Genomic DNA, 21,288 nt, shown 5'->3' with positions numbered 1-21,288 from the left:
GGAGTGGGCAGCGCTTAAAACGCTGCTTTAGAGAAGTCAAACGATACTTTATGGCGAGATTTTATAAGAGTTCATGCCCATGCCCTCGTGGAGGACTGTCGCGCGGCAGTGTCTGCCGCGTGGCTGGCGGCGCCCCGGCCAGGGCGCCGCTAACCCCTTCGTGACGGCTCGCTCAGCCCTGGTGCAGTTGCCGCTTGGGTGGCAGCACGTAGGCCAGGACGATGGCCAGCACCGGCATGATCAGGTTGAAGAAGCAGTACGGCAGGTAGCTCAGGGTGGCGACACCGAGGGTGGCGGCCATGTAGGCGCCGCAGGTGTTCCAGGGCACCAGCACCGAGGTCAGCGTGCCGCCGTCCTCCAGGGCGCGCGACAGGCTGGTTGGCGCCAGGCCGCGTTTCTCGTATTCGGCGCGGTACATGCGCCCCGGCAGTACCAAGGCGATGTACTGATCGGCGGTGATGACGTTGGTGCCGATGCTGGTGGTGATGGTGCTGGCGACCAGGCCGCTGTCGCTGCGCACCAGGCGCAACGCGCTCTGCAGCAGGCGTTGCAGCAGGCCGAGGCGTTCCAGCACGCCGCCGAAGCACATGGCGCAGATGATCAGCCACACGGTGGTGAGCATGCTGCCCATGCCGCCCTTGGACAGCAGGCCGTCCAGCTCGGCGTTGCCGCTGGCCGACTCGTAGCCGGCGAACAGCGCGCTCCATACCGTTTTCAGCGGTGCCAGGACACCGGCCGCCGGATCGGCCAGGCGGCTCATCACCTCCGGCTGGAACACCACGGCGAACACGGCGCCGAGCAGCGCAGCGAGAAACACCGCGGGGAAGGCTGCCCACTGGCGCATGGCGAGAAACAGCAGGAAGGCCACCGGCAACAGCAGGTGCCAGCCCAGGCGGAACTGCGTTTCGAGCGCCGCCAGCACTTCGGCGATGCGTCCGGTGTCGTGGCTGGCGCCGGCCTGCTGGCCGAGCACGAAGAAGATCGCCAGGGCGATCAGCAGCGCCGGCGTGGTGGTACGCAGCATGTTGCGGATGTGCGCGAACAGATCGGCGCCGGCGGCGGCCGGGGCCAGATTGGTGGTGTCCGACAGCGGCGACAGCTTGTCGCCGAAGTAGGCGCCGGAAATGATCGCTCCGGCGGTGATCGCCGGGTCCAGCCCCAGGCCTGCCGCCACGCCCATCAGGCCGATGCCCAGGGTGCCGGCCACCGTCCAGGAGCTGCCGATGGACAACGCCGTGAGCGCGCAGATCAGGCAACTGGTGACGTAGAAGTACTCGGCACTGATCAGCTTCAGGCCGAGCCAGATCATGGTCGGCACCGTGCCGGCGAGAATCCAGGTGCCGATCAGCGCGCCAACCGCCAGCAGGATCAGGTTGGCCTTCATCGCCATGTGAATGCCGGCGAGTATGCCTTCCTCGATCTCGGCCCAGCGCAGGCCGTTCTTCAGGCCGACCAGGCCGGCGACGAAGGCGGCGCTCATCAGGGCGATCTGGTTCGGGCCGCTGGAGGAGCTGTCGCCGAAGAGGTAAACGGAGAGGCTGAGCAGCACGACGAGCACGCCAATCGGCAGCAGCGCGTCGAGCAGGGAAGGGGAACGGGCAGTCATGGGTGTACCGGGAAATCAAATGAATCGTGGGAGGGGCTTCAGCCGCGACTTTTCCGTTAGAACTCGCGGCTAAAGCCCCTCCTACAAAAAAGAAGCCCGCGCCGGTTAGGGCGCGGGCCTGTCGGTCTTGCTGGGCGATCAGAGTGCGGCGATCTTGCCGCGCTGTTCGACCATCTTGGCCAGGGCCTGTTCAGCCTCGGCCAGTTTGGCGCGTTCTTTCTCCAGCACTTCGGCCGGGGCCTTGGCGACGAAGCCTTCGTTGGCCAGCTTGCCGCCAACGCGCTTGACCTCACCTTCGAGGCGGGCGACTTCCTTGTCCAGGCGCGCCAGTTCGGCGTCCTTGTCGATCAGCCCGGCCATCGGCACCAGCACTTCCATCTCGCCGACCAGGGTGGTGGCGGACATCGGTGCTTCTTCACCGGCAGCCAGTACGCGCACCGATTCCAGCTTGGCCAGCTTGCTCAGCAGCGGCTCGAAGTCGGCCAGGCGGCGCAGGTCTTCGGCACCTGCGTTGGCGACGATGATGTCGATGCGCTTGGCCATGGAGATCTTCATCTCGCCACGGATCTGGCGTACGCCGAGCATCAGTTGCTTGACCCACTCGATGTCACCTTCGGCGGCGGCGTCGATGCGGCTCTCATTGGCCACCGGCCAGGGTTGCAGCATCAGGGTTTCGCCCTGCACGCCGGCCTGGGCCTTGATGCGCTGCCAGATTTCTTCGGTGATGAAGGGCATGAACGGGTGGGCCAGGCGCAGGATCACTTCCAGCACGCGCACCAAGGTGCGGCGGGTACCACGCTGGCGCTCGAGCGGGGCGTTCTCGTCCCACAGCACCGGCTTGACCAGCTCCAGGTACCAGGCGCAGTACTCGTCCCAGATGAACTCGTACAGGGTCTGAGCCGCCAGGTCGAAGCGGAAGGCGTCGAGGTGGCGGGTCACGTCCTGTTCGCAGCGCTGCAGGGCGGAGATGATCCAGCGATCCACCGGTGACAGCTCGACCGCCTCGCCATTGATACCGGTGTCCTTGTCATCGGTGTTCTCGATGACGAAGTTGGCGGCGTTCCACAGCTTGTTGCAGAAGTTGCGGTAGCCCTCGACGCGGCCCATGTCGAACTTGATATCGCGACCGGTGGAGGCCAGCGCCAGGTTGGTGAAGCGCAGGGCGTCGGTGCCGTAGGCGGCGATGCCTTCCGGGAACTCGGCACGGGTCTGCTTGGCGATCTTCTCGGCCAGCTTGGGCTGCATCATGCCGCTGGTGCGCTTGGCCACCAGGGATTCGAGGTCGATGCCGTCGACGATGTCCAGCGGGTCGAGCACGTTGCCCTTGGACTTGGACATCTTCTGCCCCTGGCCGTCGCGCACCAGGCCGTGCACGTATACGGTCTTGAACGGAATCTGCCCGGTCAGGTGGGTCGACAGCATGATCATCCGGGCGACCCAGAAGAAGATGATGTCGAAGCCGGTGACCAGCACGTCGGTGGGGTGGAAGGTCTTGAGGAAATCGGTCTGCTGCGGCCAGCCGAGGGTGGAGAAGGTCCACAGGCCGGAGCTGAACCAGGTGTCCAGCACGTCTTCGTCCTGGCGCAGGTTGGCATCGCCGAGGTTGTGCTTGGCGCGTACTTCCGCTTCGTCGCGGCCGACGTAGACGTTGCCGGCATCGTCGTACCAGGCCGGAATGCGGTGGCCCCACCAGAGCTGACGGCTGATGCACCAGTCCTGGATGTCGCGCATCCAGCTGAAGTACATGTTCTCGTACTGCTTGGGCACGAACTGGATTTCACCGCTCTCGACCACGGCGATGGCTTTCTCGGCCAGCGGTTTGGTGGAGACGTACCACTGATCGGTCAGCCAGGGCTCGATGACGGTGCCGGAGCGGTCGCCTTTCGGCACCTTCAGGGCGTGGTCTTCGATTTTTTCCAGCAGGCCGGCAGCGTCGAAGGCGGCGACGATCTGCTTGCGCGCCTCGAAACGATCCAGGCCGGCGAACTGCGCAGGGATACTGGCCTTGACCTGCTCGTTGACGCTACCGTCGATATTGAACACCTGGGCCTGAGCCAGCACGGCGGCGTTCTTGTCGAAGATGTTGATCAGCGGCAGGTTGTGGCGCTTGCCGACTTCGTAGTCGTTGAAGTCATGCGCCGGGGTGATCTTCACGCAGCCGGTGCCGAACTCGGGGTCGCAGTAGTCGTCGGCGATGATCGGGATACGGCGGCCCAGCAGCGGCAGTTCGACGAAGCTGCCGATCAGTGCCTTGTAGCGCTCGTCTTCCGGGTGCACGGCCACGGCGCTGTCGCCGAGCATGGTTTCCGGGCGGGTGGTGGCGACGATCAGGTAATCATTGCCTTCAGCGGTTTTCTTGCCGTCGGCCAGCGGGTAGCGCAGGTTCCACAGCGAGCCTTTCTCGTCGTGGTTCTCCACTTCCAGGTCGGAGATGGCGGTGTGGAACTTGGTGTCCCAGTTGACCAGGCGCTTGCCGCGATAGATCAGACCGTCTTCGTGCAGGCGCACGAAGGCTTCTTTAACGGCTTCGGACAGGCCGTCGTCCATGGTGAAGCGCTCGCGCGACCAGTCCACCGAGCTGCCCAGGCGGCGAATCTGACGGGTGATGGTGCCGCCGGACTGTTCCTTCCATTCCCAGACCTTTTCCAGGAATTTCTCGCGGCCCAGGTCGTGGCGGCCAATGCCGTCGGCGGCCAGCTGACGTTCGACCACCATCTGCGTGGCGATGCCCGCGTGGTCGGTGCCCGGCTGCCACAGGGTGTTGCGGCCCTGCATGCGGCGGAAGCGGATCAGCGCATCCATGATCGAGTTGTTGAAGCCGTGGCCCATGTGCAGGCTGCCAGTGACGTTCGGCGGCGGGATCATGATGGTGTAGGGCTCGCCCGAGCCCTGGGGGGCAAAGTAGCCCTTGGCTTCCCAGTTCTGGTACAGGGCGGTTTCAATGGCGTGCGGCTGGTAGGTCTTGTCCATGCGCGGCGGGACCCTTTGACGGCTGATCGGAAAAGCCGGCAAGTATACCGCTTCTGAGCGCCAAGCCATAAGCCTCGAGCTGCAAGCTGGCAGACCAGCGATCAGTTTTGCAGGCGCCCCGCCTCGGGCGAAGCGTTTGATCTTTGGTGTCAGGCATTCGCCCCGGGGCGGTGCTCCCACGGCTCAGGTGGTGGCTTGGTCTACTTGCGCGGCGGCAGCAGGCGCGGCAGGCGGGCTTCGAGGCGGCGCTTGAGCTCGGCCTCGATCTGCGGCACGAAGTCGTCGATCACGTCCTGCAGGATCAGTTGCGCAGCGGCACGCAGCTCGCCATTCAGGTGCTGCAGATCGCGTGCGCTGTCGTGCAGGCGCGGCTCGATGCGCTCGCGCAGCGGGCTCGGCACTGGCGCTGCCATAGGCTGCGGAGCAGCAGGCGGTTTGGCTGGCGCCGTGGTGTGGAAGGGCGGCGGCGGACCAGGCGGCGCGCTGACGATATCGGAAAGCACGGGAATGCTGTCCGGGTCTAGCGAGTCGATCAGCAGCGGCGGCTCAAGGCTGTCATCACCCAGCAGTTCGCGTATCGACTCCAGGTCATGCAGCAACTGAGCAGGTTTCTGTGGCGGCTTTGGAGTGTCCATGATTATCGGTGCAGCGAGAAAAAGGGCTGGAGTGACTTGTGTTGTGAGCGTGCACGGACACTAAAGTTCGACGCGTTGCGGATCATACCCGCGCTGGCGATAGGTGCGGAAATTCTCGCGACAGGCGTCCAGTAATTCGGGCTGCTGATTGACGATCTCGATGATGCGGGAAAAGCGCTCGACATGCGGTGACAGGCTGCTGCCGAGGTTGATCAGTACGCCCTGCTCGGCACTGGGTACTTCGTCGATGCCCAGCACCACGGGTGACAGTGGCGCCTCATGGTGCAGGTCATGGGGCACGAAGCGTTCGGCCTTGAACGTCCATAGCAGTTCGTCGAGCTTGCCACACTGCACCTCGTCACTGCCGCGAACGAACACCGGCAGGCCGGCGCTCCAGGCCTTGAGCGCCAGTTGGCAGGCGGCGCGCAGGCGACCTTCGGCGTCAGTGGAGGAGAGGACGTAGAACTCGATTCTGGGCATCTGGTTTTCAACGGTTGGAGGGTAATGGGCTGGATGTTGTAGGAGCGGATTCATCCGCGATTTCATCGCGAATTATTGCGGCTGAAGCCGCTCCTACAAGGGCATGGCCCGGATGCTGGATCAGACCTTGGCGCGATCCAGCAGGTACTGGGTCAGCATCGGTACCGGGCGGCCGGTGCCGCCTTTGTCCTTGCCACCGCTGATCCAGGCGGTGCCGGCGATATCCAGGTGCGCCCAGTGGAAGTTCTTGGCAAAACGCGACAGGAAGCAGCCGGCGGTGATGGTACCGGCCTTCGGCCCGCCGATATTGGCGATGTCGGCGAAGGGGCTGTCCAGCTGCTCCTGGTACTCGTCGTACAGCGGCAGTTGCCAGGCGCGGTCGTCGGCGCTTTCACCGGCCTTGAGGATCTGCTTGATCAGCGTGTCGTTGTTGCCCATCAGACCGGAGACATTGCTGCCCAGGGCGACGATGCAGGCGCCGGTGAGGGTGGCGATGTCGATCACTGCCTGCGGCTTGAAGCGCTCGGCGTAGGTCAGGGTGTCGCACAGCACCAGGCGGCCTTCGGCGTCGGTGTTGAGAATCTCCACGGTCTGCCCGCTCATGGTGGTGACGATGTCACCGGGGCGGGTGGCGCGACCGCTGGGCATGTTCTCAGCGCAGGCCAGCAGGCATACCAGGTTGATCGGCAGTTGCAGTTCCAGTACGGCCTTGAGGGTCCCGAATACGCTGGCGGCGCCGCACATGTCGTATTTCATCTCGTCCATGCCGGCGGCAGGCTTGATGCTGATGCCGCCGGTGTCGAAGGTGATGCCCTTGCCGACCAGAGCGAAGGGTTTTTCATCCTTCTTGCCGCCCTGATAGTGCATGACGATCATCCGTGGCGGCTGCTCGCTACCCTGAGCCACGGCGAGGAAGGCGCCGGCGCCGAGCTCCTTGAGCTTCTTCTCGTCGAGGATCTCGACCTTGAGGTTCTTGTACGCCTTGCCCAGGGTTTTGGCCTCTTCGGCCAGGTAGCTGGGGTGGCAGAGGTTCGGTGGCAGGTTGCCCAGGTCCTTGGTGAAGGCGACGCCGCTGGCGATGGCGCGGCCGTGCTGCACGCCGCGTTCGGCAGCGGCCAGCTCGGCTTTGTCGACGACCAGGGTGATTTTCTTCAAGGCGCGTGGGTCGGCCTTCTGGCTCTTGAACTGCTCGAACAGGTAGCTGCCGTCGGCCAGGGTTTCCACGATCAGGCGGGTCTTGCTGTAGGTGTCGCGACCCTTGACCTTGAGTTCACCCAGCGCGAGCAGGGCATCGCTGCCGCCCAGGCCTTTGAGCACGCCATGCACGCTTGCAACCAACTTGCGCAGTTGACGGTCGGATAGGTCGCCCTTGCCGCAGCCCACCAGCAGGACGCGCTCGGCCTTGAGCCCCGGCAGGCTGTGCAGCAGCAGGGTCTGGCCCGGCTTGCCAGCGATGTCGCCACGCTTGAGCACGGCAGTCAGCGCGCCGTTGCTGGCCTGGTCGACGGCCTTGGCGGCGTCACCCAGTTTGCGGCCTTCGCCGATGGCGACGACCAGGGTGGCGGTTTTCAGGGTTTCCGGGCGTGTGCTTTTGACGAGGAATTCCATAGTGAGCTGTCCCCAAGACAAAGAGTCGGGTTTGACGGATAATGGCCGCCATTTTTCGAGGGTCCACCCTGAGGTGGGCCGGCAAGTAGGTGCGGCTAGTGTGAGCGCTCGCGCCTGAGCCTGACAACCCTGGAGCGTCCGGTTTGATCGTCTTCCGTTATCTGTCCCGCGAAGTGCTGGTGACCCTCAGTGCGGTGAGTGCCGTGCTGCTGGTGATCATCATGAGCGGTCGTTTCATCAAATACCTGGCTCAGGCCGCGCAGGGTGTGCTCGATCCTGGCGTGCTGTTTCTGATCATGGGTTACCGGATTCCCGGTTTCCTGCAACTGATCCTGCCGCTGGGCCTGTTCCTCGGTTTCCTGCTGGCCTATGGGCGCCTGTACCTGGACAGTGAGATGACCGTGCTGTCGGCCACTGGCGTCAGTCCGCAGCGCCTCACCGTCTACAGCATGGCGCCGGCGCTGATCGTTGCACTACTGGTCGGCTGGCTGAGCCTTGGCCTGGCACCGCAGGGCGTGGCCAGCGTGGCGCGCATCCTCAACGAGCAGGATGCCCTGACCGAACTCGATACCCTGGTGCCGGGGCGTTTCCAGTCGCTACGCGATGGCTCGCGGGTGACCTATTCGCAGGAGCTGTCGCCTGATCGCAGCGAGCTGCGCGGCGTGTTCATGTCGGAAAAACGCTTCTCCACTGATGGCACCTCGGAGCGTGGCATTACCGTGCTGGTAGCCGAGAGTGGTCGTCAGGAAATTCAGGAAGATGGCAGTCGCTATCTGATTCTGGAAAACGGCTATCGCTATGACGGCGAACCGGGGGAGGCCGATTATCGTGCCATCCAGTACGACACCTACGGCGTGCTGCTGCCCAAGCCTGAAGTCGCGATCGAAGCCAGTGAGCGCGAAGCGACGCCGACGCGTGAGCTGTTCGGTAGCAGTGATCCGCGCATGCAGGCCGAGTTGCAATGGCGCTTGTCACTGCCATTGCTGGTGTTCATCGTCACCCTGCTGGCGGTGCCGCTGTCGAAGGTCAATCCGCGTCAGGGCCGCTTCCTCAAGCTGTTGCCAGCGATCTTCCTCTATATGGCCTACCTGGGCCTGTTGATCGCCGCTCGTGGCGCGCTGGACAAGGGGCGTCTGCCGGCGGCGCTGGGGTTGTGGTGGGTGCATGGCATCTTCTTCGCCATCGGCATGTTGTTGCTGTATTGGGAGCGTCTGAGTCTGTGGTGGGCCAGTCGTCGTGCGCCGGTGTCGGAGGTGGCTCATGGCTAAGTTGGATCGCTACATCGGTACCCAGGTGTTCTTCGCCATTCTGGCGGTGCTGGGCATCATTCTCGGCCTGGCGATGCTGTTCGCTTTCATTGACGAACTGGGCGATCTGAACAAGGGCGATTACGGTCTTGGTCAGGCGCTGTGGTACGTATTGCTGACCGCGCCGCGGCGTGCCTACGAGATGCTGCCGATGGCGGCGCTGATCGGCTGCCTGATCGGCCTCGGCACGCTGGCCAGCAACAGCGAACTGACCATCATGCGCGCTGCTGGGGTGTCCATCGGGCGGATCGTCTGGGCGGTGATGAAGCCTATGCTGGTGCTGATGCTGGCCGGCATTCTGATCGGTGAATACGTTGCTCCGCTGACCGAAAACCAGGCGCAGGCGGATCGTGCTCTGGCTCAGGGTGGCGGTGCGGCGCAGAGTTCCAAGCGTGGCATGTGGCACCGTCAGGGTCAGGAGTATGTGCACATCAACGCGGTGCAGCCCAATGGCGTTCTGCTTGGGGTAACGCGTTATCGCTTCGATGGCGAGCGCCGTCTGCTGTCGTCCAGTTTTGCCCGTCGCGCCGAATATCGTGATAACCACTGGATGCTGCGCAACGTACAGACCACGCTGCTGCATGAAGATCACTCCGAAGTGGTCAACCAGCGTGAAGAGCGCTGGGAGATCGAACTCAATCCGGAGCTGCTCGGCACCGTGGTGATGGAGCCAGAGGCGCTGTCGGTCACTGGGTTGTGGCAGTACATTCACTACCTGAGTGAGCAGGGCCTGAACAATGCCCGGTACTGGTTGGCGTTCTGGACCAAGGTGTTGCAACCCCTGGTGACCGGTGCCCTGGTATTGATGGCGATTTCCTTCATCTTCGGCCCGTTGCGCTCGGTGACTCTGGGCCAGCGCGTATTCACTGGCGTGCTGGTGGGCTTCATCTTCCGTATCGCCCAGGACCTGCTGGGGCCATCGAGTCTGGTGTTCGGTTTCTCGCCGCTGCTGGCGGTGCTGGTGCCGGCTGGTATCTGTGCGCTGGCCGGTGTGTGGCTGCTACGTCGGGCTGGCTGAGTCGATCAGGGGCATGAAAAAGCCGGTTCCATGAACCGGCTTTTTTGTATCTGCGCTGGGCTACTTCTTGTGAATGTTCTTCGGCAGTTGCACCACACGACTGTCGGAGTAGATGTCGTGCCAGGTGCGGCTCTGCTTGTCCCACAGTAGCCAGAGAAAACCCAGTCCAGCGAACAGCCAGGAGCCGATGGCGACCACGAAACGCAGCAATGCCTGCCACAGGTCGATGGCGCTGCCGTCGGCGTTCTGGATGCGCAGCCCCCAGGCCTGCATGCCCAGCGTCTGGCCGTTATGAGTCCAGAACTTGGCGAAGAAGGCGAACAGCGACAGCAGCACCAGGCTGGCAAGAATCGGGTCATGATCCAGGGCGCCGGCCTCGGACATGGCCATCAGTGCATCGCCGCCGTGAATCAGGCGCAGAATGCCCTGCTGATAGATCAGGGTGACCACCATGATCAGTGCCACGCAGAGCAGGAAATCGTAGAAGAGGGCCGCCAGGCGACGAATCAGCCCGGCAGTGGGGAAGTCTCCCTGCGGGCGTAACTGGTGTTTCGGCATGATGGGCTCGCTGAGACTAAAGTGCGCGCCATTCTAACCGCGACTTTGCCGTGGGTATAAGAATGCGCGTGGGCGATCTGTAACCTGGCTGTGCGAAGGGCGGGTTGCAGGAATGCCAGGCAAAAAAAACCCCTGATAGATATCAGGGGTTCTTCAAAGCAGCGGCTATCAGCCCAGGACTTGAACCTGGTCAGCCTGCATGCCTTTTTGACCTTGCACAGCTACGAAGCTGACTTTCTGGCCTTCTTTCAGGCTCTTGAAGCCGTTACCTTCGATCGCGCGGAAGTGCACGAACAGATCCGGACCGCTTTCTGGAGTGATAAAACCAAAACCTTTCTCGTCGTTAAACCACTTGACGGTACCGTTCTGACGATTCGACATGTCTTTTTCCTTGAAACTAGAGTTGATGACAGCCTCCAAGTATAGAGGGCTGAGACTGGTTGCAAGGAGTAATAGAAGTCGAGCGGGATGTAGCGGATCTAGATGATCTGCTGCACCAGAGTCACGATTCACTGCGACCCATGCAAACAGTTCGATCACTCTACGCTAACTTTTGCGCAATTGCCAACCCCCGCCAGCAAGGTCGCCGGCCAGGTTTTGCGGGGCTTGCCGAGGTGCCGGAAAAGTTCGTCGGCAACATGCTTGCAACAATTGCCTGGGTTGTTCGAGCGGATACGAAAAAGCCCGCAAGACCAATGTCTTGCGGGCTTCGAATCGTGGTGCCCCGGGGGAGACTCGAACTCCCACTCCTTTCGAAAACGGATTTTGAATCCGCCGCGTCTACCGATTCCGCCACCGGGGCACGATGGCGGCGCAGTATAGGGATGCGCATTGCGCCGGTCAATCGACGTTAGTGTTGTGATTGGCTGTTGCTGCGTCCATCTACTTACGGCCAATGGCGGCGCTAGTGGCATCCGGCTTTGATTGCGTCGTTGCAGCTAGAATCGTCAGCTGTCATCAAGAGCGCTGGGTGTGGCGTATATAAAGTGTTGGGGGCAGTGCAATGCCGGGAGGGGGTGTGATCAACGTATTGTGCAGAGGGCTTGTTGCCAGTCTGCTACTTGCGCCTGCTGTTCAGGCCAAGACCCTGACCTATGCCGTGACCAACGAGAGCTGGGCGCCTTACTGGATAGTCGAGGATCAGCGTGTCAGCGGTATCTTCCATGAGTTCATGCTCGCGCTGGATGAGCGCTTGCCAGAGCAATTGCAAGCCAGTCATCCGCTGCCGCCACTGCGCACGCAGAAGCTTTTTCGTGAGGGCCAGCTGCAGATCGAATGTTGCGTAAGCAAAAGCTGGCGTAGCCATGGCGAACAGGTGGACGTGTCACTTTGGACTGTGCCGGTGCTGGAGACCGAGGAGATGCTGATCTTCGCACCGGGTAGGGGCTTCCCCTATCAGCGTCTGGAGGATCTGCGCGGTCGCTCGATCGCCACTGTGCGCGGTTACGGCTATGCCGGCAGCGAGTATTTCCAGCGCAACGATGGCGCTGATGCTCGGGCACTGATCTATCTGGTCGCGCAGGGGCGTAGCGAGGCCGGTATTCTGGATCGCCTGGAGTGGCGCTTTCTACGGCATGAAGACGCGCAACAGCAGGCGCCTCGTTGGCAGGTAGAAGAGGGGCCGACAATCAATCGCTCTCAGTTGCGCTTGCGCCTGCATCGAGACTTGGCAGGGCGGCTCGACGCATTCAATGCTGCCATCCGTTCCTTGCAGGCCGATGGCACGCTGGCGCGTATCGTCGCCAGGTATGCGCCGCAGGCTCACGTGGCCGGGCAAGTGGAAATCCGGTAAGCTCTGCCACCCTGCAAAAATACCCCCTCCGAATCATGCGTGTTGCCGATTTCCACTTCGACCTTCCCGAGTCGCTGATCGCCCGTCACCCTCTGCCCGAGCGTCGCGCCAGTCGCCTGTTGCAGCTCGACGGGCCAAGCGGGGCGCTGCGCCATGGCCAGTTCACCGATGTGTTGGAGCAGCTTCGCCCTGGCGATCTCATGGTGTTCAACAACACCCGAGTGATTCCGGCGCGTCTGTTCGGCCAGAAAGCCTCTGGCGGCAAGCTGGAGGTGCTGGTGGAGCGTGTGCTCGATCAGTATCGCGTGCTAGCCCATGTGCGCTCGAGCAAGTCGCCCAAGCCTGGTTCGCAGGTTCTCATCGACGGTGGCGGCGAGGCCGAGATGGTCGCGCGCCACGATGCACTGTTCGAGCTGCGGTTTGCCGAGCCGGTGCTGCCATTGCTGGAGCGTGTCGGGCACATGCCGCTGCCTCCTTATATAGACAGGCCGGATGACGAGGCTGATCGTGAGCGCTATCAGACCGTCTATGCGCAGAAGGCTGGTGCCGTAGCGGCTCCGACTGCCGGTCTGCACTTCGATGACGAGCTGTTGGCGGCGATCCGTGCCAAGGCTGTGGAGACCGCGTTCGTGACCTTGCACGTCGGCGCCGGCACCTTCCAGCCGGTGCGGGTCGAACGCATCGAAGATCACCATATGCACAGCGAGTGGCTGGAGGTCGGTCAGGATGTGGTCGATGCCGTAGTGGCCTGTCGCGCGCGGGGTGGGCGAGTGGTCGCCGTTGGCACCACCAGCGTGCGCTCGCTGGAAACCGCAGCGCGCGACGGTGAGTTGAAGCCCTTCAGTGGCGATACCGACATCTTTATCTATCCGGGCCGCCCGTTTCATGTGGTCGATGCCCTGGTGACCAATTTCCACCTGCCCGAGTCGACCCTGTTGATGCTGGTGTCGGCTTTCGCCGGTTATCCCGAGACCATGGCCGCCTACCGCGAAGCCGTGGCGCAGGGCTATCGCTTCTTCAGTTACGGTGATGCCATGTTCATCACCCGCAATCCCGCCGCGCGCGGGCCCGAGGTTTGAGTATGTCGCGCACCTGTCGCATGTCCTTCGAGTTGCTGGCTACTGACGGCAAGGCCCGTCGGGGTCGTCTGACTTTTCCGCGTGGCGTGGTGGAGACCCCGGCGTTCATGCCGGTGGGCACCTATGGCACGGTCAAGGGCATGCTGCCGCGCGACGTCGAGGCTATCGGCGCGCAGATCATCCTCGGCAATACCTTCCACCTGTGGCTGCGCCCGGGTATGGAAGTGATCAAGAAACATGGCGACCTGCACGATTTCATGCAGTGGCAGGGGCCGATCCTCACCGATTCCGGCGGCTTTCAGGTGTTCAGCCTGGGTGCGATGCGCAAGATCAAGGAAGAGGGCGTGTACTTCGCCTCGCCGGTCGACGGCGCCAAGGTCTTCATGGGGCCGGAAGAATCGATGCAGGTGCAGCGTGATCTGGGCTCGGACATCGTGATGATCTTCGACGAGTGCACGCCATACCCGGCCGAGTTCGACGTGGCCAAGCGCTCCATGGAGCTGTCGCTGCGTTGGGCCAAGCGCTCCAAGACCGCTCATGGCGAAAGCACTGCGGCGCTGTTCGGTATCGTCCAGGGCGGCATGCATGAAGAGTTGCGCATGCGTTCGCTCGAGGGGCTCTGTGAGATCGGTTTCGACGGTCTGGCCATCGGTGGTCTGTCGGTGGGTGAGCCGAAGGAGGAGATGATCCGCGTACTGGACTTCCTGCCGCCGCATATGCCGGCCGACAAACCGCGTTACCTGATGGGCGTGGGCAAGCCGGAAGATCTGGTCGAGGGCGTGCGCCGCGGCGTGGACATGTTCGACTGCGTGATGCCCACCCGCAACGCGCGCAATGGTCACCTGTTCGTCGATACCGGCGTGGTGAAGATTCGCAACGCCGTGCACAAACACGATGATTCGCCGCTGGACCCGACCTGCGACTGTTACACCTGCAAACATTTCTCGCGCGCGTATCTGCACCATCTGGACAAGTGCGGCGAAATGCTCGGTAGCATGCTCAATACCATCCATAACTTGCGGCATTATCAGCGGGTTATGGCTGGTTTGCGCGAGGCTATCGGACAGGGTACATTGGCCGCCTTCGTCGAAACCTTCTATGCCAAGCGCGGCCTGCCTGTGCCGCCGCTTGACTGATTCCCGAACGATTCAAGATCCTTTCCATTAGGAGTGTTACATGAGCTTTTTCATCCCCGCCGCTTACGCTGACACCGCGGCTGCTGGTCCTGCCGGTAGCGGTTTCGAGTGGGTTTTCCTGATCGGCTTTCTGGTCATCTTCTATCTGATGATCTGGCGTCCGCAGGCCAAGCGTGCCAAGGAACACAAGAACCTGCTCGGCAGCCTGCAGAAGGGCGACGAAGTGGTCACCAGCGGCGGTATCGCTGGCAAGGTGTCCAAGGTTGCCGACGATTTCGTGGTGATCGAGGTGTCTGACACCGTCGAGCTGAAATTCCAGAAGCAGGCCATCGCTGCCACCCTGCCCAAGGGCACGCTGAAAGCCATCTGATTCGGTTCTTAGTTTCCATTCGACGGGGCGCTTTTAGCGCCCCGCGTCATAAGCGGGCGGCTCGTTCATGCTCAATAAATACCCTCTGTGGAAGTACCTGCTGATTTTGTCCGTTCTGGCAATCGGCCTGGTGTACTCCATTCCCAACCTCTATCCAGATGATCCTGCCGTGCAGATCAGCGGCGCCAGTTCGGCGCTGAGTATCGAGCAGACGGATGTCGACCGTGCCAGCAAAGCGCTGACCGATGCCGGTATTGCCGTCAAGGCTGCCAGCATCGACGAGCGTGGCCGTGGCGGTCTGATTCGTCTGACCAAGCAGGATGACCAGTTGCCGGCCAAGGACATTGTCCGTCGCGCGCTGGGCGATGATTACGTCGTGGCGCTGAACCTGGCGCAAACCACCCCTGACTGGCTGCGTAGCCTGGGTGCGAGCCCGATGAAGCTCGGTCTGGACCTGTCCGGCGGTGTGCACTTCCTGCTGGAAGTCGACATGGACAAGGCGCTGGATGTGCGCCGCAAGGTCTATGAAGGTGAAATCAAGAGCCTGCTGCGCAAGGAGCGTATTCGCTACCGCAGCATGCCGGAAAGCAATAGCCGGATTCAGCTTGGCTTTGCCGACAGCGATACGCTGGACAAGGCGCAGCGCCTGATCCGCAAGGATTACAGCGATTTCGAGCTGACCACCGTCGAGCGCGGCGGCCAGCAGATCCTGCAGTTGGGTTTGACCCAGGCTAAGATCGCCGAGATTCGCGAATACTCCATTCGCCAGAACCTCACCACCGTGCGTAACCGCGTCAATGAGCTGGGCGTAGCTGAGCCACTGGTACAGCGCCAGGGCGCCAACCGCATCGTGGTCGAGCTGCCGGGCGTGCAGGACACTGCCGAGGCCAAGCGTATTCTCGGCAAGACCGCCAACCTGGAGTTCCGTCTGCAGGCTGATCTGGATGCGCCGCGTGGTGCCACCGAGTCCTTCGGCTTCCGTGAGGAAGGTCGTCCGCCGGTGCAGCTCGAGCGTGAGCTGATCATCACCGGTGACCAGGTTACCGATGCCCAGGCCAGCTTCGACGAGAACGGTCGTCCGCAGGTGAATATCCGCCTCGACGGCCACGGTGGCGATCTGATGAACCGCGCCACGCGTAACAGCGTTGGCCGCAGCATGGCGGTGATCTTCATCGAGCAGAAGCCGGTCACCCGTTACGTGCGCCAGAGCGTCGATGGCGTCGAGCAGGAGGTGGCCATCTCCTCGTTCGTCGAAGAGAAGAAGATCATCAGCCTGGCGACTATCCAGTCGGCGCTGGGCAGTCAGTTCCGCATCACTGGCCTGAACGGCCAGGGCGAGTCCTCCGAACTGGCGCTGCTGTTGCGCGCCGGTGGTCTGGCTGCGCCGATGTACTTCGCCGAGGAGCGCACCATCGGCCCGAGCCTGGGTGCCGAGAACATCGCCAAGGGCATCGACTCCACCGAGTGGGCGATGATCTTCGTGGCCCTGTTCATCATTGCCATCTATCGCTTCTTCGGTGTGCTGGCGACCGTTGCCCTGGCATTCAACCTGGTGCTGCTGGTCGGGCTGATGTCGGCCATTGGCGCGACGCTGACGCTGCCCGGCATCGCCGGTATCGTGCTGACCTTGGGTATGGCGGTAGACGCCAACGTGCTGATCTTCTCGCGGATACGCGAGGAGCTGGGCAATGGGCTGCCGGTGCAGCGTGCCCTGCACGAGGGCTTCGATCGTGCCTACTCGGCGATTCTCGACAGTAACCTGACCACCTTGTTGGTGGGCGGCATCCTGTTCGCCATGGGAACCGGTCCGGTGAAAGGCTTCGCGGTGACGCTGTCGCTGGGCATCATCACGTCGATGTTCACCGCCATCATGTTCACCCGTGGTCTGGTCAACCTGATCTTCGGTGGCCGTAACTTCAAGAAGCTGTGGATCTGAGGTGCAGCCATGATCAAATCAACCATTCGTTTCATGGCGGTACGCAATATCGCCTTTGCCATGACCCTGGTGCTGACGGTGATCGGCCTGGGGGCGTTGTTCGCCAAGGGGCTGAACTTCGGCCTGGATTTCACTGGCGGCACTCTGATCGAACTGCAGTATGAGCAGCCGGCCAACCTGGATCTGATCAAGAGGGAATTGGGTCAGGCGGGTTATACCGATGCGGTGGTGCAGAGCTTTGGCGCCAGCACGGATGTGCTGGTGCGTCTGGCGGGCGATTCTCCCGACCTGGGCAATGAGGTCGCGGCCGCGCTGCGCAAGGTCGACGATGCGACGCGCTTCGAGGTCAAGCGCGTCGAGTTCGTCGGCCCGCAGGTGGGTGAGGAGCTGCGTGATCAGGGCGGTATCGCCATGCTCCTGGCACTGGGCGGCATCATGCTGTATCTGGCGTTCCGCTTTCAGTGGAAGTTCGGTGTCGGCGCCATCGCATCCCTGGTGCATGACGTGATCATCACCCTCGGCGTACTGGCGTTTTTCCAGATTCCGTTCGACCTGACCGTGCTGGCAGCGATTCTGGCGATGATCGGTTACTCGCTGAACGACACCATCATCATCTACGACCGTATCCGCGAGAACTTCCGTGTACTGCGCAAGACCTCGCTGATCGAGAATATCGACGTTTCGATTACCCAGACCTTGCTGCGTACCATCGCCACATCGTTGTCCACCGCGCTGGCGCTGCTGGCGCTGTTGTTCTTCGGTGGTGAAGTGCTGGGTGCCTTCGCTCTGACCCTGCTGGTAGGGGTGGTGGTGGGGACCTACTCGTCGGTCTATATCGGTGCCACGGTACTGGTATGGCTGAAGCTCAGCGTGGAAGATCTGATTCCTCCGGTGGCTGAAGCCGAGGCGGACGACGGTCGCCCCTGATGGTGTGATGAGCTTCATGAAAGTCAGCGAAAGCCGCGGCAAGTCGAACTTGTCGCGGCTTTTTGCTGTCCTAGGCAGGGAGAAGGGCGCGAGTCGCCGAGCCTAGGAGACACAAAAAATGAATAAATCACTGTTGGTAGGTGCCGTGCTGGGTGCTGTGGGTGTGACCGCGGGTGGTGCTGTCGCCACCTACAGTCTGGTTGATCGTGGCCCGGACTATGCCGAGGTGCTGGCCGTAACCCCGATCAATGAAACCGTGAAAACCCCGCGCGAAGTGTGCAAGGACGTGGCTGTCACTCGTCAGCGTCCAGTGCAGGATCAGCACCAGATCGCTGGGACCGCTATCGGCGCTATTGCCGGTGGTCTGTTGGGTAACCAGGTCGGTGGTGGCAGCGGCAAGAAGATCGCGACCGTAGCCGGTGCGGTCGGCGGTGGCTACGCGGGTAACAAGATTCAGGAGGGCATGCAACAGCGTGACACCTACACCACCACCGAAACCCGCTGCAACACCGTGACCGATACCAGCCAGAAACTGGTGGGTTACGACGTGAAGTACCAGCTGGGCGAGAAGGTTGGCAACGTGCGCATGGATCGTGATCCGGGCAGCCGTATTCCGGTCAACAAGCAGGGCGAGCTGGTGCTGGTGCAGCAGACCCAGTAAGCACGCTGAGCAATAAAAAAACGCCCCTCGGGGCGTTTTTTTATTCTCGATGAAGGCTTAGCGCTTCATGGAGGGCGCCAGGTGTGGCTGGATTGCGGTCAATACGGCCTTGAAGCATTTGGTGTTGCCGGCAACGATCTGACCTTTCTCGAGGAATTCGTGGCCGCCGGTGAAGTCGCTGACCAGGCCGCCTGCTTCCTGAATCAGCAGGGCGCCGGCTGCCATGTCCCACTCGGACAGGCCGAATTCCCAGAAGGCGTCGTAGCGGCCGGCTGCGACATAAGCCAGATCCAGGCTGGCGGCACCGGCGCGGCGTACGCCGGCGGTCTGGCCAACCAGGCTGCGGAACATGCCCAGGTAGTTCTCGAGGTTGTCCAGTTGCTCGTTGCGGAACGGGAAGCCAGTGCCCAGCAGCGCGCCGTCCAGGCTCTTGCGGTTGCTTACGCGCAGGCGGCGGCCGTTGAGTGCAGCGCCGCGGCCGCGGCTGGCAGTGAATTCTTCCTGGCGAACCGGGTCGAGGACGATGGCGTGCTCAAGGCGGCCGCGGTATTTGCAGGCGATGCTGATGGCGAAGTGCGGAACGCCGCGGATGAAGTTCGTGGTGCCGTCCAGCGGGTCGATGATCCACTGGTAATCGGCGCCGTCGCCACTGCCTTCCAGGACGCCACCTTCTTCCCCAAGGAAGCTGTGGGTCGGGTAGGCCTTGCGAATGGCCTGGACGATCATCAGCTCGGCGGCCTTGTCGACCTCGGTGACGTAATCGTTGGCATCCTTCTCGTCTACCGAGATGACATCCAGGCGCTCGATGGAGCGAAAGATCATTTCACCGGCGCTGCGAGCGGCGCGCAGGGCGATATTCAGCATGGGCTGCATGGGAGGTTCACCTGGGGCGTTAAAGAAAGCCGGCCATGTTAGCAGAAAACCGTTATTGATGAAGCGCCGTCTGTACCCCGCATGGCAATCACGCAAGGGCTTGGGTAAGATCGTTGCCCCCTAGTGATTTCTGAGAGTGTCTGCGTTGCTGGACAATATTCGCGTGGTTTTGGTGGGCACCAGTCATCCGGGCAACATCGGCGGCGCGGCGCGGGCGATGAAAAACATGGGTCTGTCGCGCCTGGTGCTGGTCGAGCCGGAGGATTTCCCCAGTGGCGATGCCGTGGCGCGCGCGTCCGGCGCGACCGATGTGCTGGATGCGGCGCAGGTCGTCGGCAGTCTTGAAGAGGCGCTGGTTGGTTGCAGTCTGGTGATTGGCACCAGTGCTCGCGATCGGCGCATTCCCTGGCCGTTGCTCGATCCGCGCGAGTGCGGCGTGACCAGTTGCGAGCAGGCTGCTGCTGGCGGCGAAGTGGCTTTGGTATTTGGTCGTGAATACGCCGGCCTGACCAACGAGGAGCTGCAGCGATGTCAATACCACGTGCATATCCCGTCCAACCCCGAGTTCAGTTCGCTGAATCTGGCGGCGGCGGTGCAGGTGCTGGCCTATGAAGTGCGCATGGCCTGGCTGGCCGCTTCGAGTCTGCCGACCAAGGTAGAGAAGCTGGAAGCGACGGCGATGCTCAACTCCCAGGCAGCGACGGCGGATGAACTGGAGTCGTTCTATGGTCATCTGCGTCGTGTGCTGGTGATGATCGGTTTTCTCGATCCGCAGAAGCCGCGGCACCTGATGACTCGCCTGCGTCGGCTTTATGGGCGCAGTGCGGTGAGCAAGTTGGAGATGAATATCCTGCGCGGCATCCTTACCGAGACAGAGAAGGCCGTGCGTGGAGAGCCTCACAAGCAGGGGAAGTCTGATGTTTGAGCGCATTCGAGAAGATATCCAGGGCGTTTTTCACCGTGATCCGGCAGCGCGCAATGCCTTCGAGGTGGTGACCTGCTATCCGGGCCTGCATGCCGTGTGGCTGCATCGTGTGGCGCATGCGCTGTGGCGTTCGGGTTGGAAGTGGCTGGCGCGCGTGGTGTCCAACTTCGGGCGCTGGATGACCGGTATCGAGATCCATCCGGGGGCGAAGATCGGGCGGCGCTTCTTCATCGATCACGGCATGGGTATCGTGATTGGCGAGACCGCCGAGATCGGTAATGACGTCACGCTTTATCAGGGAGTGACACTGGGTGGTACCAGCTGGAACAAGGGCAAGCGCCATCCCACTCTGGAAGATGGTGTTGTGGTCGGTGCTGGGGCCAAGGTGCTGGGGCCGTTCACGGTCGGTGCGGGGGCCAAGATCGGCTCCAATGCGGTGGTGACCAAGGCTGTGCCGGCGGGAGCGACCGCAGTCGGCATTCCCGGCAAGATCATCGTCAAGTCCGATGACGAGCAGGAGGCCAAGCGCCAGGCCATGGCCGAGAAGATCGGTTTCGATGCCTACGGCGTCGGTCAGGACATGCCCGACCCGGTGGCGCGCGCCATCGGCCAGTTGCTCGATCATCTGCAGGCTGTGGACGGGCGGCTCGAGGACGTCAGCAAGGCGCTGGCCTCGATGGATTGCGACTACCGCGCCAAGGCTCTGCCTGCGTTGCGCGACGAGGACTTCGCCGAGGTATGCAAGGGGCAGGGCGACAAGCCCGCTGCCTGATGCGCGAAGGGGTGGCATTTGCTATCATGCCGCCTCTTTTTGCGGTCAATCCTGAGTAAATCAATCGGTCTTATAGTTGACTTAAATACTCGGGAATCGCATACTTCGCGGCAATTCAGTGATTCGTGGTAGAGCCATGCGACTGACCACCAAAGGCCGTTACGCCGTTACCGCCATGCTAGATCTGGCGCTGCACGCACAGCACGGTCCCGTTTCCCTGGCCGATATATCCGAGCGGCAGGGCATCTCCCTGTCCTATCTCGAGCAACTGTTCGCCAAGCTGCGCCGTGGCAGTCTGGTTTCCAGTGTTCGCGGGCCGGGTGGCGGCTATCAGCTGTCGCGTGACATGCGCGGCATTCAGGTGGCTCAGGTGATCGATGCGGTCAACGAGTCGGTCGATGCCACGCGTTGCCAGGGGCAGGGCGATTGCCACTCTGGCGACACCTGTCTGACCCATCACCTGTGGTGCGATCTCAGTCAGCAGATTCATGAATTCCTCAGTGGCATCAGCCTGGCCGATCTGGTCGCGCGCCGCGAGGTTCAAGAGGTCGCGTTGCGCCAGGATCAGCGTCGCTGCAATGGCAGGACGCCGCGCCTGGATAAGATTGAAGCGTCTGCCATCGAGTGAGCAGGGC

General features: G+C 62.2%; 20 protein-coding genes and 1 tRNA gene. 12 read left to right on the top strand and 9 right to left on the bottom strand.

Features of this window, described 5'->3' with window-relative positions; genetic code table 11:
• Nucleotides 1–172: 172 nt before the first annotated feature.
• From nhaC to BLR77_RS23515, 5 genes are all read right to left on the bottom strand, one after another.
• Entirely contained in the window at nucleotides 173–1,606 is a 1,434-nt protein-coding gene (gene nhaC / locus BLR77_RS23535) for a Na+/H+ antiporter NhaC (protein WP_074682390.1), read from the bottom strand.
• Between the two features lie 138 nt (nucleotides 1,607–1,744).
• Nucleotides 1,745–4,576: a valine--tRNA ligase gene (locus tag BLR77_RS23530; protein WP_074682432.1), complete on the bottom strand. Its 2,832-nt coding sequence runs from the start codon at nucleotides 4,574–4,576 to the stop codon at nucleotides 1,745–1,747.
• A 200-nt stretch (nucleotides 4,577–4,776) separates the two neighbouring features.
• Nucleotides 4,777–5,211, bottom strand: coding sequence for a DNA polymerase III subunit chi (locus tag BLR77_RS23525; protein ID WP_074682388.1), 435 nt, complete (start codon nucleotides 5,209–5,211; stop codon nucleotides 4,777–4,779).
• Nucleotides 5,212–5,271: 60 nt separating this feature from the next.
• On the bottom strand, nucleotides 5,272–5,691 hold the full coding sequence (locus tag BLR77_RS23520; protein ID WP_074682386.1) for a DNA polymerase III subunit chi: 420 nt from the start codon (nucleotides 5,689–5,691) through the stop codon (nucleotides 5,272–5,274).
• A gap of 120 nt (nucleotides 5,692–5,811) precedes the next feature.
• Entirely contained in the window at nucleotides 5,812–7,299 is a 1,488-nt protein-coding gene (locus BLR77_RS23515) for a leucyl aminopeptidase (RefSeq protein ID WP_074682384.1), read from the bottom strand.
• Between the two features lie 143 nt (nucleotides 7,300–7,442).
• Between BLR77_RS23515 and lptF the strand changes: the two genes are divergently transcribed.
• Complete coding sequence (gene lptF, locus BLR77_RS23510) at nucleotides 7,443–8,567, top strand: LPS export ABC transporter permease LptF (RefSeq protein ID WP_074682382.1); 1,125 nt, start codon at nucleotides 7,443–7,445, stop codon at nucleotides 8,565–8,567.
• On the top strand, nucleotides 8,560–9,624 hold the full coding sequence (lptG, locus tag BLR77_RS23505; RefSeq protein WP_074682380.1) for an LPS export ABC transporter permease LptG: 1,065 nt from the start codon (nucleotides 8,560–8,562) through the stop codon (nucleotides 9,622–9,624). Before lptF ends, lptG begins: the two co-directional genes overlap by 8 nt.
• A gap of 60 nt (nucleotides 9,625–9,684) precedes the next feature.
• Here the strand turns inward: lptG and BLR77_RS23500 are convergent, their stop codons facing one another.
• The 3 genes from BLR77_RS23500 to BLR77_RS23490 form a co-directional block, all read right to left on the bottom strand.
• A complete protein-coding gene (locus tag BLR77_RS23500; protein WP_074682378.1) occupies nucleotides 9,685–10,182 on the bottom strand; it encodes an RDD family protein in 498 nt (165 codons plus the stop codon).
• A 168-nt stretch (nucleotides 10,183–10,350) separates the two neighbouring features.
• Nucleotides 10,351–10,563 (bottom strand): cold-shock protein, encoded by a 213-nt coding sequence (locus BLR77_RS23495; protein WP_003459665.1) that lies wholly within the window; start codon nucleotides 10,561–10,563, stop codon nucleotides 10,351–10,353.
• A gap of 336 nt (nucleotides 10,564–10,899) precedes the next feature.
• Nucleotides 10,900–10,984: transfer RNA gene (locus tag BLR77_RS23490), tRNA-Leu, on the bottom strand.
• Nucleotides 10,985–11,200: 216 nt separating this feature from the next.
• Between BLR77_RS23490 and BLR77_RS23485 the strand changes: the two genes are divergently transcribed.
• From BLR77_RS23485 to BLR77_RS23455, 7 genes are all read left to right on the top strand, one after another.
• Complete coding sequence (locus BLR77_RS23485; RefSeq protein WP_074682376.1) at nucleotides 11,201–11,974, top strand: substrate-binding periplasmic protein; 774 nt, start codon at nucleotides 11,201–11,203, stop codon at nucleotides 11,972–11,974.
• Nucleotides 11,975–12,009: 35 nt separating this feature from the next.
• Nucleotides 12,010–13,053 carry a tRNA preQ1(34) S-adenosylmethionine ribosyltransferase-isomerase QueA gene (gene queA / locus BLR77_RS23480; protein WP_074682374.1) on the top strand — a complete coding sequence of 348 codons (1,044 nt, stop codon included), beginning with the start codon at nucleotides 12,010–12,012 and terminating at the stop codon, nucleotides 13,051–13,053.
• 20 nt (nucleotides 13,054–13,073) lie between these two features.
• Complete coding sequence (gene tgt / locus BLR77_RS23475; RefSeq protein ID WP_139203083.1) at nucleotides 13,074–14,189, top strand: tRNA guanosine(34) transglycosylase Tgt; 1,116 nt, start codon at nucleotides 13,074–13,076, stop codon at nucleotides 14,187–14,189.
• 40 nt (nucleotides 14,190–14,229) lie between these two features.
• Nucleotides 14,230–14,559 carry a preprotein translocase subunit YajC gene (gene yajC / locus BLR77_RS23470; protein WP_017675190.1) on the top strand — a complete coding sequence of 110 codons (330 nt, stop codon included), beginning with the start codon at nucleotides 14,230–14,232 and terminating at the stop codon, nucleotides 14,557–14,559.
• Nucleotides 14,560–14,626: 67 nt separating this feature from the next.
• Nucleotides 14,627–16,495 (top strand): protein translocase subunit SecD, encoded by a 1,869-nt coding sequence (gene secD / locus BLR77_RS23465; protein ID WP_074682370.1) that lies wholly within the window; start codon nucleotides 14,627–14,629, stop codon nucleotides 16,493–16,495.
• 12 nt (nucleotides 16,496–16,507) lie between these two features.
• A complete protein-coding gene (gene secF / locus BLR77_RS23460; RefSeq protein ID WP_174578082.1) occupies nucleotides 16,508–17,422 on the top strand; it encodes a protein translocase subunit SecF in 915 nt (304 codons plus the stop codon).
• A gap of 118 nt (nucleotides 17,423–17,540) precedes the next feature.
• Complete coding sequence (locus BLR77_RS23455; protein ID WP_074682367.1) at nucleotides 17,541–18,083, top strand: glycine zipper 2TM domain-containing protein; 543 nt, start codon at nucleotides 17,541–17,543, stop codon at nucleotides 18,081–18,083.
• A 57-nt stretch (nucleotides 18,084–18,140) separates the two neighbouring features.
• Here BLR77_RS23455 and suhB read toward each other — a convergent pair whose 3' ends face one another.
• A complete protein-coding gene (gene suhB / locus BLR77_RS23450; RefSeq protein WP_072426070.1) occupies nucleotides 18,141–18,956 on the bottom strand; it encodes a type III secretion system regulator SuhB in 816 nt (271 codons plus the stop codon).
• A gap of 136 nt (nucleotides 18,957–19,092) precedes the next feature.
• On the opposite strand from suhB, the gene trmJ reads away from it, so the two are divergent.
• The 3 genes from trmJ (at nucleotide 19,093) to iscR (ending at nucleotide 21,281) form a co-directional block, all read left to right on the top strand.
• On the top strand, nucleotides 19,093–19,881 hold the full coding sequence (gene trmJ, locus BLR77_RS23445) for a tRNA (cytosine(32)/uridine(32)-2'-O)-methyltransferase TrmJ (protein ID WP_074682366.1): 789 nt from the start codon (nucleotides 19,093–19,095) through the stop codon (nucleotides 19,879–19,881).
• Nucleotides 19,874–20,653: a serine O-acetyltransferase gene (cysE, locus tag BLR77_RS23440; RefSeq protein WP_074682365.1), complete on the top strand. Its 780-nt coding sequence runs from the start codon at nucleotides 19,874–19,876 to the stop codon at nucleotides 20,651–20,653. Before trmJ ends, cysE begins: the two co-directional genes overlap by 8 nt.
• A 136-nt stretch (nucleotides 20,654–20,789) precedes the next feature.
• Entirely contained in the window at nucleotides 20,790–21,281 is a 492-nt protein-coding gene (gene iscR / locus BLR77_RS23435) for a Fe-S cluster assembly transcriptional regulator IscR (protein WP_037001944.1), read from the top strand.
• Nucleotides 21,282–21,288: the final 7 nt, after the last annotated feature.

The organism is Ectopseudomonas alcaliphila, from assembly GCF_900101755.1.
Classification (GTDB): domain Bacteria; phylum Pseudomonadota; class Gammaproteobacteria; order Pseudomonadales; family Pseudomonadaceae; genus Aquipseudomonas; species Aquipseudomonas alcaliphila.
Note: the sequence above shows the minus strand (reverse complement) of the source record. Positions and strands in the feature narration are given on the sequence as shown.